The sequence below is a fragment of the Streptomyces sp. NPDC055025 genome (genome assembly GCF_053608565.1).
Genome location: NZ_JBSGVS010000015.1, coordinates 83,567 through 98,530, shown reverse-complemented (window position 1 = coordinate 98,530; position 14,964 = coordinate 83,567). Strand labels below are relative to the sequence as shown.

The window sequence follows — 14,964 nt, the reverse complement described above, 5'->3', positions numbered from 1 at the left end:
GCATGGACGCCGACGCGATCGACGAGGGCCGCCAGCGCTGGCAGGCCCGCTACGACAAGGCCCGCAAGCGCGACGCGGACTTCACGACGCTCTCCGGTGACCCGGTGGAGCCGGTCTACGGGCCCCGGCCCGGCGACACCTACGCGGGATTCGAGCGGATCGGCTGGCCCGGCGAGTACCCCTTCACCCGGGGACTCCACCCGACCGGCTACCGCGGCCGGACATGGACCATCCGCCAGTTCGCCGGCTTCGGCAACGCCCTGCAGACCAACGAGCGGTACAAGATGATCCTGGCCGCCGGCGGCGGCGGGCTCTCCGTCGCCTTCGACATGCCGACGCTCATGGGCCGGGACTCCGACGACCCGCGCGCGCTCGGCGAGGTCGGCCACTGCGGTGTCGCCATCGACTCGGCCGCCGACATGGAGATCCTCTTCGGTGACATCCCGCTCGGTGAGGTCACCACGTCGATGACGATCAGCGGGCCGGCGGTCCCGGTCTTCTGCATGTACCTCGTCGCGGCGGAGCGCCAGGGCGTCGACCCGGCCGTGCTCAACGGCACGCTCCAGACCGACATCTTCAAGGAGTACATCGCCCAGAAGGAGTGGCTCTTCCAGCCCGAGCCGCATCTGCGGCTGATCGGCGATCTGATGGAGCACTGCGCCCGCTCCATCCCCGCGTACAAGCCCCTCTCCGTCTCCGGCTATCACATCCGTGAGGCGGGCGCGACGGCCGCGCAGGAGCTGGCGTACACCCTCGCCGACGGCTTCGGCTATGTGGAGCTGGGGCTCAGCCGGGGGCTGGACGTGGACACCTTCGCCCCCGGACTCTCCTTCTTCTTCGACGCGCATCTCGACTTCTTCGAGGAGATCGCGAAGTTCCGCGCGGCCCGGCGGATCTGGGCGCGCTGGATGAAGGAGGTGTACGGAGCGAGGACCGACAAGGCGCAGTGGCTCCGCTTCCACACCCAGACGGCGGGGGTCTCGCTGACCGCGCAGCAGCCGTACAACAACGTCGTGCGGACGGCGGTGGAGGCGCTGTCGGCCGTTCTCGGCGGTACGAACTCCCTGCACACCAACGCGCTGGACGAGACGCTCGCCCTGCCGAGCGAACAGGCCGCGGAGATCGCGCTGCGCACCCAGCAGGTGCTGATGGAGGAGACGGGTGTGGCCAATGTGGCCGACCCGCTCGGCGGCTCCTGGTACGTGGAGCAGCTCACCGACCGTATCGAGGCCGACGCCGAGAAGATCTTCGACCGGATCAAGGAGCGCGGACTGCGGGCCCACCCGGACGGGCGTCACCCGATCGGCCCTGTCACCTCCGGCATTCTGCGCGGGATAGAGGACGGCTGGTTCACGGGTGAGATCGCCGAGTCGGCGTTCCAGTACCAGCGCTCGCTGGAGAAGGGCGACAAGCGGGTCGTCGGCGTCAATGTGCACCATGGCTCGGTCACCGGCGATCTGGAGATCCTGCGGGTCAGCCATGAGGTGGAGCGCGAGCAGGTGAAGGTGCTCGCGGAGCGCAAGGGGGCCCGCGACGACGCCCGGGTGCGTACGGCCCTGGCGGCGATGCTGGCCGCGGCCCGCGACGGCTCGAACATGATCGCCCCGATGCTGGAGGCGGTACGGGCGGAGGCCACCCTCGGCGAGATCTGCGGTGTGCTGCGGGACGAGTGGGGGACGTACACGGAGCCGCCCGGCTTCTGAGCCCTCTCGATTCCGAGCTCTCTCGAACGGACGGCAGGGAGACGGCAGGGAACAGAGAACGACGACAGGCGGCAGAGAACGACGACGGCGGACGGCCGTTCCCGGTGCGGGGGCGGCCGTCGGCGTCTTCCTCACGACGTTTCCCGGGTCCACCGTCTGGCAGATAGCTCTCAGTGAGAGCTAAAGTGATGGTATGACCTCAGCCGAGTTCCCTGACTCGCTCGCCGATGTACTGGCGGGAGTCCAGCGCATGGTCCGCCGGCGGCTGCGCGAAGGGATGACGGCCCCGCGGCTGCGCGGCGCGCAGGTCGAGCTGCTGCGGCTGGTCGCGGCACGGCCGGGGATCCGGGTGTCGGCGGCGGCGAAGGAGCTGTTTCTCGCCGGGAACTCGGTCTCCACCCTGGTCAATCAGCTCAGCCGGGCCGGATATCTGCGTCGTGAGACCGATCCGTCGGACCGCCGGTCCGCGCTGCTGCTGCCCACCCAGGCGGCCACCTCGCGCGTGACCGACTGGGAGGCGCGCCGCTCCGAGCTGGTGCGCGAGCAGGTGGCCCGGCTGACGGACGAGGAGCGCGCGGCCCTGGCGGCGGCCCTTCCGGCGCTGCGCAAGCTCGCCCAGAACCTGCACGAGGAAGTGGAGGGCGTATGACGGACAGAGCCGCGAGCACCACCGGTACGGCGGGCACCGGCACCGATACCGAGGCCGTGAGCTGCCGGGGGCTGGACTACTCCTTCGGTGACACCAAGGCGGTCTCCGACCTCGACCTCTCCGTCCGCGCGGGCGAGGTCTTCGGACTGCTCGGGCCCAACGGCGCGGGCAAGACGACCGCGATCCGCTGTATCACCACGCTGCTGCCCGTCCCCGCCGGCATGGTGCGGGTGTTCGGGCACGACGCGGCCAAGGAGAAGATGGCCGTACGGCGGCTGCTGGGCTACGTACCGCAGCAGCTCTCCGCCGACGCCGCGCTGACCGGCCGCGAGAACGTGACGCTCTTCGCCCGGGTCTTCGACGTCCCGCGCCGCGAGCGCGCCGAACGGGTCGCGCAGGCGCTGGAGGCCGTCGATCTGACGAGCGCCGCCGACCGCCTGGCCAAGACCTACTCCGGCGGCATGATCCGCCGCCTCGAACTCGCGCAGGCGCTGGTCAGCGCGCCCCGGCTGCTGATGCTGGACGAGCCGACGATCGGTCTCGACCCGATCGCCCGTACCAGCGTCTGGGAGCACATCAACGCCGTACGGCACGCCACGGGCATGACCGTGCTGGTGACCACGCACTACATGGACGAGGCCGAGCAGTACTGCGACCGCGTCGGGCTGATGCACCGAGGCCGTATCCACGCCCTCGGCACCCCCGAGGAGCTGAGGACCGAGCTGCGCGAGAGCCGCAAGGTCTCCGGCGGTTCGCCGAAGGGCGGTTCGGCCACGGGCGAGTCGGCGAAGGGCGGTTCGGGGAACGGCGGTTCGGCGGAGCAGGACGCCATGCCGACGCTGGAGGAGGTCTTCCGCGAGGTGGCGGGCCGGGGCCTGGACGAGGAAGGAGGCGACTTCCGCGATGTCAGGAACACACGCCGTACAGCGTCCCGGGTCGGCTGAGACCCTCGACCCCCGCCGGCTCGATCTGCTGCTCAAGCCGCCACGCGCCCGTACCGGCTGGCGGGTGCTGCCCGCCAGGGTCATGGCGATGTGCGTGGTCGAGCTCCAGAAGCTGCGCCACGACCGTACCGAGCTGTACACCCGGGCCGTACAGCCCGCGCTGTGGCTGCTGATCTTCGGTGAGACCTTCACCCGGATCAGGGCCATCCCGACCGGTGGCATCCCGTACATCGACTTTCTCGCGCCGGGCATCATCGCCCAGTCCGCGATGTTCATCGCGATCTTCTACGGGATCATGATCATCTGGGAGCGGGACGCGGGCATTCTGACCAAGCTCCTGGTCACCCCGACCCCGAGAGCGGCCCTGATCAGCGGCAAGGCGTTCGCCTCCGGGGTGAAGGCGCTGATCCAGGCAGTCGTGGTGATCGTCATCGCGGCGGCCCTCGGGGTGGGGCTGACCTGGAACCCGCTGAAGCTGCTGGGGGTCGCGGTCGCGGTGGTCCTCGGCTCGGCCTTCTTCTCGTGCCTGTCGATGACGATCGCGGGAATCGTGCTGACCCGCGACCGGCTGATGGGTATCGGCCAGGCCATCACCATGCCGCTGTTCTTCGCGTCGAACGCGCTCTATCCGGTGGCGATCATGCCCGGCTGGCTCCAGGTGATCAGCAAGATCAATCCACTGAGCTATCAGGTGGACGCCCTGCGCGGGCTGCTGCTCGGTACGCCGTCCCATCTGCTGCTGGACTACGCCGTGCTGGCGTTCGCGGCGGTCGTGGGCATCACGGCCGCCTCGTCCCTGCTGGGCCGACTGGCGCGGTAGGGCGGGCGGCTGCACATGGGCCGTCAGGGCCCTGCGGTGACGCCGTCAGGGCGCCGTGGCGACGGCGGACAGACCGCCCAGCAGCAGGGTCGTGAAGGTGCGCGCCCACTGCCGGTCGACCGGTTCCGCGCTGACCAGCGCCCGGTGGACGACCGTCCCGGCGATCACGTCGAAGATCAGGTCCGCGGTACGGGCGGCCGCCGCGGCGTCCGGTTCACGGGGGAGTTCGCCCCGGGCCTGGGCGCGCTCGCGCCCGAGCAGCACCAGCCGCTTCTGGCGGTCGACGATCGAGGTGCGGATCCGCTGCCGCAGCGCCTCGTCCCTGGTGGCCTCCGCGACCACCGCCATCAGCGCGGTCTTGGCCTCCGGCCGCTCCAGCAGCGCGGCGAACTGGAGCACCACGTCCTCGATATCGGTGACGAGGCTGTCGGAGCCGGGGAGTTCGAGCTCGTCGAAGAGCGCCGCGACCGCGTCCACCACCAGCTCGCTCTTGCCCGGCCAGCGCCGGTAGAGCGTGGTCTTGGCGACGCCCGCCCGGTGCGCCACATCGCTCATCGTCAGCTTGGGCCAGCCCAGTTCCACCAGGGCGGCCCTGGTCGCCGCCAGGATCGCCGCGTCGGCCTCGGCGCTGCGTGGGCGGCCCGTACGCGATGTACCGCGGGACGTACGCGCACCGGCGGGGCGGCTGTGGCTGCACATGACGGCGACCATATCGGCCGGTGGACAATGTGTTGTGAGCCAGTTCACCGGAAAGATCTCACCTGCGGGCCGGAACCGGGAGTTACGCTACGACCCGTAGCGAAAGCCTGTCGGAGCCCGCGGCGAAAGCCCGTGACACCTTGTGCCAGAGGCGGTGACGGGTCATGACGGGTGATGGCGGGTCCGCGGCGACAACCACGAGACGCGGGGTGGGGACCCCGCGTCGAACCGCGGTGTACGCACCGCTTTTCCGAAGTGCGCGCGGAAGGGGGAGGATGTACTCATGCAGCCTAGGAACATGTCCATGAGCGGCGTCGTCGACCTCGCCGCGGTGAAGGCGGCCAACGAGGCCAAGGCGAAGGCGGAACAGGCCCGTGCCGAGGCGGCCCGCCAGGGGGGCACCGGTGCCGTACCCCCGTCCAGTCTGGTGATCGATGTCGACGAGGCCGGCTTCGAGCGCGATGTCCTCCAGCGCTCCACGGAGGTCCCGGTCGTCATCGACTTCTGGGCCGAGTGGTGCGAGCCGTGCAAGCAGCTCAGCCCGGTGCTGGAGCGGCTGGCCCGGGAGTACGCCGGCCGGTTCGTCCTCGCCAAGATCGATGCCGACGCCAATCAGATGCTGATGCAGCAGTTCGGGATCCAGGGCATCCCCGCGGTCTTCGCGGTGGTGGCCGGGCAGGCGCTGCCGCTCTTCCAGGGCGCGGCCCCGGAAGCCCAGATCCGTCAGACGCTCGATCAGCTGATCCAGGTCGGGGAGGAGCGCTTCGGGCTCACCGGTATCGCGGTCGATCCGGGCGCGGAGACGGAGGGACCGGCGGAGACGGCCGTTCCGGTCGGCCCGTACGACGCGCTGCTGGAGGCGGCCGTACAGGCGCTGGACGCCAATGACTTCGCCGGCGCGGCCCAGGCGTACCGCAATGTGCTCACCGACGATCCCGGTAATACGGAGGCCAAGCTGGGCCTCGCCCAGGCCGAACTGCTCGGCCGGGTACGGGCGATGGACCAGACGCGCGTGCGCAAGGACGCTGCGGAGCGGCCGGACGATGTCCAGGCGCAGATCGCCGCGGCCGATCTCGATCTGGTCGGCGGCCATGTGGAGGACGCCTTCGGACGGCTCGTCGAGTCCGTGCGCCGGACGTTCGGTGACGACCGGGAGGCGGCGCGGGTACGGCTGCTGCAACTCTTCGAGGTGATCGGCGGGGACGACCCCCGGGTGACGGCGGCGCGTTCGGCCCTCGCGAGAGTTCTCTTCTGAGGGTGCCCGCCGCGGCACCACGCGGACGCGGCCGCACCACGGCGACAGCGCCGCGCTTTGCCAAATCTTGGTAAAAGTAGCCGCTGTTACTGGCAGTAAGTCGCCCCCCTCGCTCTGCCCGGCTATGGGGGGCATTCGCCGCTTCTGCCGTACCGCCGGGTGGCACCCTGTGTGGCCGCCCGGCGGCGCCGGGTCGTACGCCGGCCATCGGGCCGTTACCAGCCAGTAACGAACCCCCTTGTGTCAAGGCCGTGAATGGACCACGATCGGCGACGCTCGGTCCAATTCCGCACCAGCACGGCAACCAGTCGCGCCGTCGGTACTGGGTCCCCACCGAGCGGACCGGTGGCGGTGCCGCCGGGCCGGACAGGGGGGTTCCTGCCTTCCCGGCAGGGCCTGTCCAGAGGTTGCGCGAAGGCGTGGCCAGTGGTTGTCGCTCGGGGGTGATCGCCGGTGGTTCCGGGCGCGCTTCGCGCCTCCGGGGCAGGCGCTCTCCTTCCCGAGGACGTAGCACTTCTCCCATCCCAGGACGGGCTCCAACCCGGTCCGGAGATGTACGTCCGAGAAGGAGGAAATTCATGGAGTCCCAAGTGCGTGGCGGGACCAGATGGAAGCGGTTCGCGGTCGTCATGGTGCCGAGCGTGGCCGCCACGGCGGCGATAGGTGTCGCTCTGGCACAGGGGGCGCTGGCGGCCTCGTTCAGCGTGTCGGGCCAGAGCTTCAAGGTGACCGCGGACACGCTGGTCGGTCACGACTTCGTCCAGTACGGAGGTGTCGCCGAGGGCACGGACCTCCAAGGCAACTCGGCCACCCACCCGGTGGCCGTGTCGGGGTTCGACTCGGCCACGATCACCAACATGTGCCAGTCCGTGGTCACCCCGCTGCCGCTGCTCAACACGAGCGTGACGCTGGTACTGACCGCCGGCGACAAGGGCACCAAGGTCACGGCGGAGAACCTCTACCTCGATGTCGAATCGCTCGACGCCGACGCGGTGTTCGAGGACATCGACATCGGTGTCGCGGCAGGTCAGAACAAGGTCCCCGGCACCCAGCCCGGGACGAAGGTGAATCCGTTCGGCTTCGCCCAGCAGGCCAGGACCGCCACGCTGACCGATGTGGAGCAGACGGCCTGGGCCACCACCGCGGGCACGTTCCGGCTCCCGGACCTGAGCCTGAGGCTCAAGGTCGGTGACCCCAAGCAGTACGAGTGCTACTAGGCATTCGACCCGGGCGGGCCGCACGGTCCTGGTCAGCCGCTCGGTCCTGACGGGCCGTACGGTCCTGGGAGTGTTCGGTCCGCCCGGCCCCCGCCTTCTGTTGCCTTCTACCGCAATACCGCATTCCAGGGAGCTGTTTTCCATGAGCGCCGAGTCCACAGGTTCCCGCGGATTCACCTACTGGCGGCTTCGGTTCCGCGCCTGGCGGGGCACCCGGCCGTTCTGGGCGGGCCTGTTCACCCTTCTCGGCGGTCTGCCGATCGCCTACTTCCCCTACGCCCAGCTTCATCTCGGCAATCTCACGCTGGCCATGTCCACCACGGCCGGGGCGGGTTCGCTGATCATCGGCGTACTGCTGGTGACCCTGGGCCTGACCATGTGGTTCCAGGCCATCGTCAGGGTCTTCGCCGGTGTCGCCGCCATTCTGCTGGCGCTGGTGTCGATTCCGGTCTCCAACATCGGCGGCTTTCTGCTGGGCTTCCTGTTCGCCCTGATCGGCGGCGCGCTCTCGATCTCCTGGGCACCCGGCAGGCCGCCCCGGCCGGACGCCGAGCAGTACACCCCCCACCAGGCACCGGAACCCGACAGGGCCGGCGCCCCCTTCCCCGTACCGCGCGACGGGGAGGACCCGAACGTGACGGAAACGACTGCCCAGGCCAACGGCGGGAGGAACAGTGCGGGGTGAAGACGCGCAGCGGATCGCGGCCGGAGGCGATGAATCCCGGGTGAAGAGAGGGCCGCGCCACGCGGCCCCGAGGAAGTCGCTCCTGACCAAGCTGCACATACCCGCCGGCAAGGCCATGGCCCTGGCCGCCGTCCCCACGGCGGTCTTCGTGGGCATGGGGCTCACGCCCCGGCTCGCGCTGGCCGACGACAGCAAGGACATACCCTTCGCGCCAGGACCGTGTGTGACGCGCTCGGACGATCCGGACCCGTCCGCGTCGCCCTCGCCCTCGGAGTCCCCGTCGGGGTCGCCGTCCGGGTCGCCCTCGCAGTCGCCGGCGCCGGGGGAGTCGCCGTCGCCCTCGGACGGGCCGGAGCCGGGAGCGTCCGGGCCGGGAATGTCACGGCCGGGCACGTCCGGCAGTCCGGCGGTGGGCGGGCAGGGTACGGAGGAGGAACCGGAGTCCGGGGAGGCCGCCGCTCCCGCGGGGTCCGCGCCGAAGCCGACGTCGACTCCGGCTCCGACTCCGGCGAAGTCGAAGCACCCGCTGGACCCGCTGGGGCTGGGGGACGTACTCGGCGACATCCTCGGTGTCCCCGACAAGGAGACGCCGGGCACCCGGCCGCCGAGCCCCTCGGCCACCGCGCAGAAGCCGGGCACCGGCGAACCGTCCGCCGAACCCACGCGGAAGCCGGGGCAGGACGGCCCGGAGCGCCCGGAACACCCGGCCGGCGAGGACAGCCCGGCGGGTGACGCGGCGGGCGCCGTGACGGACGGCACGGAGCAAGCCATCAGGGAGGCGGCCGAGCGGGCGGGGGCCACGGTCGAGGAACTGGACGACGAGGCGAAGGGACTCGACGCCCGCGAGGACGACGACATCCCGGCGGGCGCGGGCGGCAAGGAGCCCTACCCCTGCCCGACCCCCGACCCCGAGGCGCTCGCCGCGGCCGAGGAGGAACGGGGCATCCCGCTGCTGCCGGACGACCCCTGGACGCTGCACAGCTCACTGCTGACGCTGCGCGGGCTCGACTACCACGGCATCGTCGAGGTGAGGACCGGCAGCGGCAGGATCAAGAAGGCGCTGAAGTTCACGGCCTCGTCGGTGGACATCGGCGATCTGCACCAGACCGTGGTCTTCCCCGAGGGCAAGACGGCTCATGTGGAGGCCCGCGAGGGTTCGACATCCACGATCCGCAACGGCGAAGTGACGATGTACACCGAGGAGTTGAAGGGCAATCTCTTCGGCCTCATCCCCATCACCTTCAGCCCGCGGACGCCGCCCCCGCTGAACGTACCGTTCGCCTTCTTCACGGAGGCCAAGGTGACCCAGGCGGGCCAGTTCGGCGGCACGCTCACCGTCCCGGGCCTCCAGAACTACATCACGGACTGATCGGCGCCTCCCGGCAGCCGCGGGAAGAACCGTGGCCCGCCCCCTCGACCCAACAGGGGCGCGGGCCACAGCCCTGTGCACGTGTACGGCGGACAGCCGGGGCGCACTCCGTACGCCTCCGTACGGCAACGGAAAGGCCCGCCGGGGGCGGCGGGCCTGGGGTGGGGGTGCGGGAGGGCGTTCGGGTCAGGCTTCGGCGTTGCCGCCCAGGTGGTGGACCCGGACCATGTTCGTGGTGCCGGGGACGCCGGGAGGGGAGCCCGCGGTGATGATCATGGCGTCGCCCTCGTTGTAGCGCTGGAGCTTGAGGACTTCCTCGTCGACCAGGTCGACCATCTCGTCCGTGCTGCTCACCCACGGCACGATGAAGGACTCCACGCCCCAGCTCAGGGCGAGCTGGTTACGGGTCGACTCGTCCGTCGTGAAGGCCAGGATCGGCTGGGCCGCGCGGTAGCGGGAGAGACGGCGGGCCGTGTCGCCGGACTGGGTGAAGGCGATCAGTGCCTTGCCGCCCAGGAAGTCGGCGATCTCGCAGGCCGCGCGGGCCACCGAACCGCCCTGCGTACGGGGCTTCTTGCCCGGCACCAGCGGCTGGAGCCCCTTGGAGAGCAGCTCCTGCTCGGCGGCGACCACGATCTTCGACATCGTCTTGACCGTCTCGATCGGATACGCGCCCACCGACGACTCGGCGGAGAGCATGACCGCGTCCGCGCCGTCCAGGATCGCGTTGGCGACATCGGACGCCTCGGCGCGCGTGGGGCGGGAGTTGGTGATCATCGACTCCATCATCTGGGTCGCCACGATCACCGGCTTGGCGTTGCGGCGGCAGAGCTCGATGAGCCGCTTCTGGACCAGCGGGACCTTTTCGAGCGGGTACTCGACGGCCAGATCACCACGGGCCACCATGATCGCGTCGAACGCCGCGACGACGGCGTCCATGTTGGCGACCGCCTGCGGCTTCTCGACCTTGGCGATGATCGGGACCCGGCGGCCCTCCTCGTCCATGATCTTGTGGACGTCCACCACGTCCTGCGCGTCCCGGACGAACGAGAGCGCGATCATGTCGCATCCCATCCGCAGACCGAAGCGCAGGTCGTCGATGTCCTTCTCGGAGAGCGCGGGCACGTTCACCGCCGCACCGGGGAGGTTGATGCCCTTGTGGTCGGAGATCACCCCGCCCTCGATCACGATGGACCTGACCTCGGGGCCCACGACCTCGACCACCCGCAGTTCGACGTTGCCGTCGTTGATCAGGATCTGGTCGCCCTTGGAGACATCGCCGGGCAGACCCTTGTACGTGGTGCCGCAGATGGACTTGTCGCCCGCGACATCCTCGGTGGTGATGGTGAACTCGTCACCGCGGACCAGCTCGACCGGTCCCTCGGCGAAGGTCTCCAGCCGGATCTTGGGGCCCTGGAGGTCGACGAGCACACCCACCGCACGGCCGGTGTCCGCCGACGCCTTCCGGACGCGGTTGTACCGCTCCTCGTGCTCCGGGTGGCTTCCGTGGCTCATATTCAGGCGGGCCACATTCATGCCGGCCTCGATGAGCGACCTCAGTTGCTCGTACGAGTCGACGGCGGGGCCCAGTGTGCAGACGATTTTGGAACGGCGCATAAGGCGGATCCTATCGGTTTGTTTCCCTGCGGAATATTCCGGCTGGTGGAAAGTACAAATGGGCGGCGGGCCGCTCAGGCGATAGCCGCCCGTTCGATGTTCGGCATTCTGAGCGGGCCGCCGCTCAGGCGATTGCGGTCCGGTCCTCACCGATCAATGCGAAGGTCTGCCGTGCGATCTCCAGCTCCTCGTCGGTCGGTACGACGGCCACCACGGTCCGCGCCCCGTCCGGCGAGACGATCCGCGGCTCCCCGGAACGTACGGCATTGCGCTTCGCGTCCATGGCCAGGCCCAATGCCTCCAGACCCGCCACGGCGGCCTCCCTCACCTCTGCCGCGTTCTCCCCCACGCCGGCCGTGAAGGCCACCGCGTCCACCCGGCCGAGGACCGCGCTGTAGGCGCCGATGTACTTCTTCAGCCGGTGGATGTAAATGTCGAACGCGAGCCGGGCCCGCTCGTCCCCCTCGTCGATACGCCGGCGGATCTCCCGCATATCGTTGTCTCCGCAGAGGCCGACCAGACCACTTTTCTTGTTGAGAAGTTCATCGATCTCATCGAGGGACATTCCGGCCACCCGCCGGAGATGGAACGTGACCGCCGGATCGATGTCACCGGAGCGCGTACCCATCACCAGCCCCTCCAAGGGGGTCAGCCCCATCGAGGTGTCCACGCACCGGCCGCCCGCGACGGCCGACGCCGAGGCGCCGTTGCCGAGGTGCAGCACGATCACGTTCACCTCCGACGGATCCTTGCCGAGAAGCCCGGCGGTCCTGCGCGAGACATACGCGTGCGAGGTGCCGTGGAAGCCGTAGCGGCGGATACGGTGCGCGTCGGCCGTCGCCGTGTCGATGGCGTAGCGGGCGGCGTACTCCGGCATCGTCGTATGGAACGCCGTGTCGAAGACCGCGACCTGCGGAAGGTCCGGGCGCAGCGCCCGCGCCGTACGGATCCCCAGGAGATTCGCCGGGTTGTGCAGCGGCGCCAGCGGCACCAGCCGCTCGATCTCCGCCAGCACGCCCTCGTCGATGAGGGTTGGCTTGCTGAACTTCAGCCCTCCGTGGACGACCCGGTGGCCGATCGCCGCCAGCTCGGGGGAGTCGAGACCGATGCCGTCGTGTGCCAGCTCGTCCGCGACGGCCTCCAGCGCCTTCGCGTGGTCCGCGAACCTGCCCGTACGTTCACGGCCGCCCTCGCCGCCCGAGGTGTCCCCGCCGGACGAGTCCCCGCCGGATTCCGGCAGGGTGTGCACCAGCCTGGAGGTCTTCTCGCCGATCCGCTCGACCATGCCGACCGCGAGCCGGGAACCGTCCCGCATGTCCAGGAGCTGGTACTTCAGCGACGAGGAACCGGAGTTGAGGACAAGGACGCGGGTGGCGGTATCGGCGGCATCATGCGAACTCACGGGCTGTCGGCCTTCGGTAGAAGTGAAGTGGAGTGAAGGGGAGTGATGTGGAGGAAGGGGAGGAAGGGAGAGCGGACGGGGAAGGGGAAGCGGAAGGGGACGCGAAAAGGGAAGGGGGAGCCGCGCTCACGCGGGCTCGCCCTGCGCATCCTGTGCGCCCTGCGCCTGGATCGCCGTGATCGCCACCGTATTGACGATGTCCTGTACCAGCGCGCCGCGCGACAGGTCGTTGACCGGCTTGCGCAGCCCCTGGAGCACCGGACCCACGGCCACGGCGCCCGCCGAGCGCTGCACCGCCTTGTAGGTGTTGTTGCCCGTGTTCAGATCGGGGAAGATCAGCACCGTCGCCCGGCCCGCCACCTCCGACTCCGGCAGCTTGGTCGCCGCGACGGACGGCTCGACCGCCGCGTCGTACTGGATCGGCCCCTCGATCAGCAGATCCGGACGGGCCGCGCGCACCAGTTTCGTCGCCTCGCGCACCTTGTCGACATCCGCGCCGGAGCCCGAGGTGCCGGTGGAGTACGAGAGCATCGCGATACGCGGCTCGACCCCGAACCGGGCGGCGGTGGCCGCCGACTGGACCGCGATATCGGCGAGCTGCTCCGCGTCCGGGTCCGGGTTGACCGCGCAGTCGCCGTACACCAGCACCTTGTCCGCGAGGCACATGAAGAAGACGGACGAGACGATCGAGGCCTGTCCCCGGGCCCCCTGCCCCACCTGGCTGCCCTGAGCCCCCTGAGCCCCCTGAGCCTCTTGAGTCCGGCGGGTCTTGATGATCTCGAAGGCGGGCCGGATCGTGGCGGCCGTGGAGTGCACCGCCCCCGACACCATGCCGTCGGCCAGCCCCTCCCGCACCATCAGCGTGCCGAAGTAGTTGGGGTCGGCCACGATGTCGTGCGCCAGCTCCACCGTCACGCCCTTGTGGGCGCGCAGCTCCGCGTACCGCTCGGCGAAGCGCCCCCGCAGCTCGGAGGTGTTCGGATCGATGAGCTGGATGGCACCGAGATCGATACCGAGGTCGGCGGCCTTCTTGCGGATGAGACCGGTGTCCCCGAGGAGCGTCAGCTCGCACACATCGCGGCGCAGCAGTACGTCGGCGGCGCGCAGGACGCGTTCCTCCGCGCCCTCCGGCAGGACCACACGCCGGCGGTGGGCGCGGGCCTGCTCCAGCAGTTCGTGCTCGAACATCATCGGGGTCACCCGTCCGCTGCGGGCCACCGAGAGCCGGCCCAGCAGAGCCGCGGTGTCCACATGGCGCTCGAAGAGACCGAGCGCGGTCTCCGCCTTGCGCGGCGTCGCGGCGTTCAGCTTCCCTTCCAGACCGAAGAGTTCGGCGGCCGTGGGAAAGGAACGGCCCGGCACCGAGATCACCGGGGTGCCGGGCGCGAGCCGCGCGGCCAGGGTCAGTACCGAGTCGTCCGGCCGTTCGTCGAGAGTGAGCAGCACCCCCGCTATCGGCGGGGTGCCGGCCGAGTGCGCGGCCAGGGCGCCCACCACCAGATCGGCGCGGTCACCGGGCGTGACCACCATGCAGCCGGGGGTCAGCGCGCGCAGGAAGTTCGGCAGCATCGCGCCGCCGAAGACGAAGTCCAGCGCGTCCCTGGCCAGGCCCGCGTCGTCGCCCAGCAGCACCGTGCCGCCCAGGGCCTGGGTGATCTGGGCGACGGTCGGGGCGGCGAGCGCCGGTTCGTCCGGCAGTACGTAACAGGGCACCGGCAGCCGCGCCGCCAGCCGCTCCGCGATCGCCGCCCGGTCCTCGGGGGCGACCCGGTTGACGACCATGGTCAGGACATCGCAGCCCAGGACCTCGTAGGCGCGGTGGGCGTTGCGCGCCTCGGCCCGTACGGACTCGGCGCTCTGGCCCTTGCCCCCCACCACCGGGATCACGGACGCGCCGAACTCGTTGGCGAGCCGCGCGTTGAGCGACAGTTCGTCGGGAAGCTGGGTGGCCGCGAAGTCCGTGCCCAGGACGAGTACGACCTCGTACTCCCGCGCCACCTGGTGGAAGCGGTCGACGAGCCGGGAGACCAGCTCGTCGGTGCCCCGCTCGGCCTGGAGCGCGGACGCCTCGTGGTAGTCGAGCCCGTAGACCGTCGAGGGGTCCTGTGACAGCCGGTAGCGGGCCCGTAGCAGTTCGAAGAGGCGGTCGGGACCGTCGTGGACCAGCGGACGGAAGACCCCCACCCGGTCCACCTGGCGGGTCAGTAGCTCCATGACCCCCAGCTCGACGACCTGACGGCCGTCCCCCCGGTCGATCCCGGTCACGTACACGCTGCGTGTCACGCGTGCTCTCCCGTCCCCGCTCGTGCCTGGCCCTGCTCGTGAGATGGACAGCCTGTTCCCGTTAGGGTGGCAATGCCCTCTTGACAATACCTTCGGGGGCCGTCGCACCGCCGGGCGCACAGGGGGGTGTACGGGTAGGTGTACGGGCGTACACGGCGTGGTGTACGAACCATTCCCCGGCGCGGTCGACAGCACCGCCGACAGCGGTACCACCCGGCGCGTGACGCCGGTCACCCGTGGGAGGATCGAATCGGAACAGGCTCACCCGTGGAGGGCCGAGGATCCGTCCTCCGGAGAAGTACGGCACTAGCGAGCAGGAGA

At 70.2% G+C, this 14,964-nt stretch carries 12 protein-coding genes; 8 read left to right on the top strand and 4 right to left on the bottom strand.

The annotated features are described in order from the left end of the window. Nucleotides 1–2 precede the first annotated feature (2 nt). The 4 genes from ACWGDX_RS12195 to ACWGDX_RS12180 all read left to right on the top strand — a co-directional run bounded on the left by ACWGDX_RS12195 (nucleotide 3) and on the right by ACWGDX_RS12180 (nucleotide 4,116). On the top strand, nucleotides 3–1,703 hold the full coding sequence (locus ACWGDX_RS12195; RefSeq protein ID WP_453624732.1) for an acyl-CoA mutase large subunit family protein: 1,701 nt from the start codon (nucleotides 3–5) through the stop codon (nucleotides 1,701–1,703). A gap of 193 nt (nucleotides 1,704–1,896) precedes the next feature. Next, on the top strand, nucleotides 1,897–2,352 hold the full coding sequence (locus ACWGDX_RS12190; RefSeq protein WP_453624730.1) for a MarR family winged helix-turn-helix transcriptional regulator: 456 nt from the start codon (nucleotides 1,897–1,899) through the stop codon (nucleotides 2,350–2,352). Next, the gene (locus ACWGDX_RS12185) at nucleotides 2,349–3,296 is read left to right on the top strand and encodes an ABC transporter ATP-binding protein (protein WP_453624728.1); all 948 of its coding nucleotides are present in this window, start codon (nucleotides 2,349–2,351) and stop codon (nucleotides 3,294–3,296) included. The genes ACWGDX_RS12190 and ACWGDX_RS12185 overlap by 4 nt, the downstream gene beginning before the upstream one ends. Further along, nucleotides 3,256–4,116, top strand: a complete 861-nt coding sequence (locus tag ACWGDX_RS12180; protein WP_453624726.1) for an ABC transporter permease — start codon at nucleotides 3,256–3,258, stop codon at nucleotides 4,114–4,116. The genes ACWGDX_RS12185 and ACWGDX_RS12180 overlap by 41 nt, the downstream gene beginning before the upstream one ends. A gap of 45 nt (nucleotides 4,117–4,161) precedes the next feature. Here the strand turns inward: ACWGDX_RS12180 and ACWGDX_RS12175 are convergent, their stop codons facing one another. Next, on the bottom strand, nucleotides 4,162–4,815 hold the full coding sequence (locus ACWGDX_RS12175) for a TetR/AcrR family transcriptional regulator (RefSeq protein ID WP_453624725.1): 654 nt from the start codon (nucleotides 4,813–4,815) through the stop codon (nucleotides 4,162–4,164). A 283-nt stretch (nucleotides 4,816–5,098) separates the two neighbouring features. Here ACWGDX_RS12175 and ACWGDX_RS12170 point away from each other — a divergent pair, with 283 nt between their 5' ends. From ACWGDX_RS12170 to ACWGDX_RS12155, 4 genes are all read left to right on the top strand, one after another. Then, entirely contained in the window at nucleotides 5,099–6,070 is a 972-nt protein-coding gene (locus ACWGDX_RS12170) for a tetratricopeptide repeat protein (RefSeq protein WP_453624723.1), read from the top strand. 578 nt (nucleotides 6,071–6,648) lie between these two features. Continuing rightward, nucleotides 6,649–7,287 (top strand): DUF6230 family protein, encoded by a 639-nt coding sequence (locus tag ACWGDX_RS12165; RefSeq protein ID WP_453624721.1) that lies wholly within the window; start codon nucleotides 6,649–6,651, stop codon nucleotides 7,285–7,287. A gap of 142 nt (nucleotides 7,288–7,429) precedes the next feature. Then, a complete protein-coding gene (locus ACWGDX_RS12160; RefSeq protein ID WP_453624719.1) occupies nucleotides 7,430–7,972 on the top strand; it encodes a DUF6114 domain-containing protein in 543 nt (180 codons plus the stop codon). Further along, nucleotides 7,962–9,341, top strand: coding sequence for a hypothetical protein (locus ACWGDX_RS12155; protein ID WP_453624717.1), 1,380 nt, complete (start codon nucleotides 7,962–7,964; stop codon nucleotides 9,339–9,341). Before ACWGDX_RS12160 ends, ACWGDX_RS12155 begins: the two co-directional genes overlap by 11 nt. Before the next feature lie 186 nt (nucleotides 9,342–9,527). Here ACWGDX_RS12155 and pyk read toward each other — a convergent pair whose 3' ends face one another. The 3 genes from pyk to pta form a co-directional block, all read right to left on the bottom strand. After that, nucleotides 9,528–10,958 (bottom strand): pyruvate kinase, encoded by a 1,431-nt coding sequence (gene pyk, locus ACWGDX_RS12150; protein WP_453624715.1) that lies wholly within the window; start codon nucleotides 10,956–10,958, stop codon nucleotides 9,528–9,530. Nucleotides 10,959–11,082: 124 nt separating this feature from the next. Then, nucleotides 11,083–12,360 (bottom strand): acetate kinase, encoded by a 1,278-nt coding sequence (locus ACWGDX_RS12145; protein WP_453624713.1) that lies wholly within the window; start codon nucleotides 12,358–12,360, stop codon nucleotides 11,083–11,085. 126 nt (nucleotides 12,361–12,486) lie between these two features. Next, nucleotides 12,487–14,643, bottom strand: a complete 2,157-nt coding sequence (gene pta / locus ACWGDX_RS12140; protein WP_453624711.1) for a phosphate acetyltransferase — start codon at nucleotides 14,641–14,643, stop codon at nucleotides 12,487–12,489. Nucleotides 14,644–14,964 lie beyond the last annotated feature (321 nt).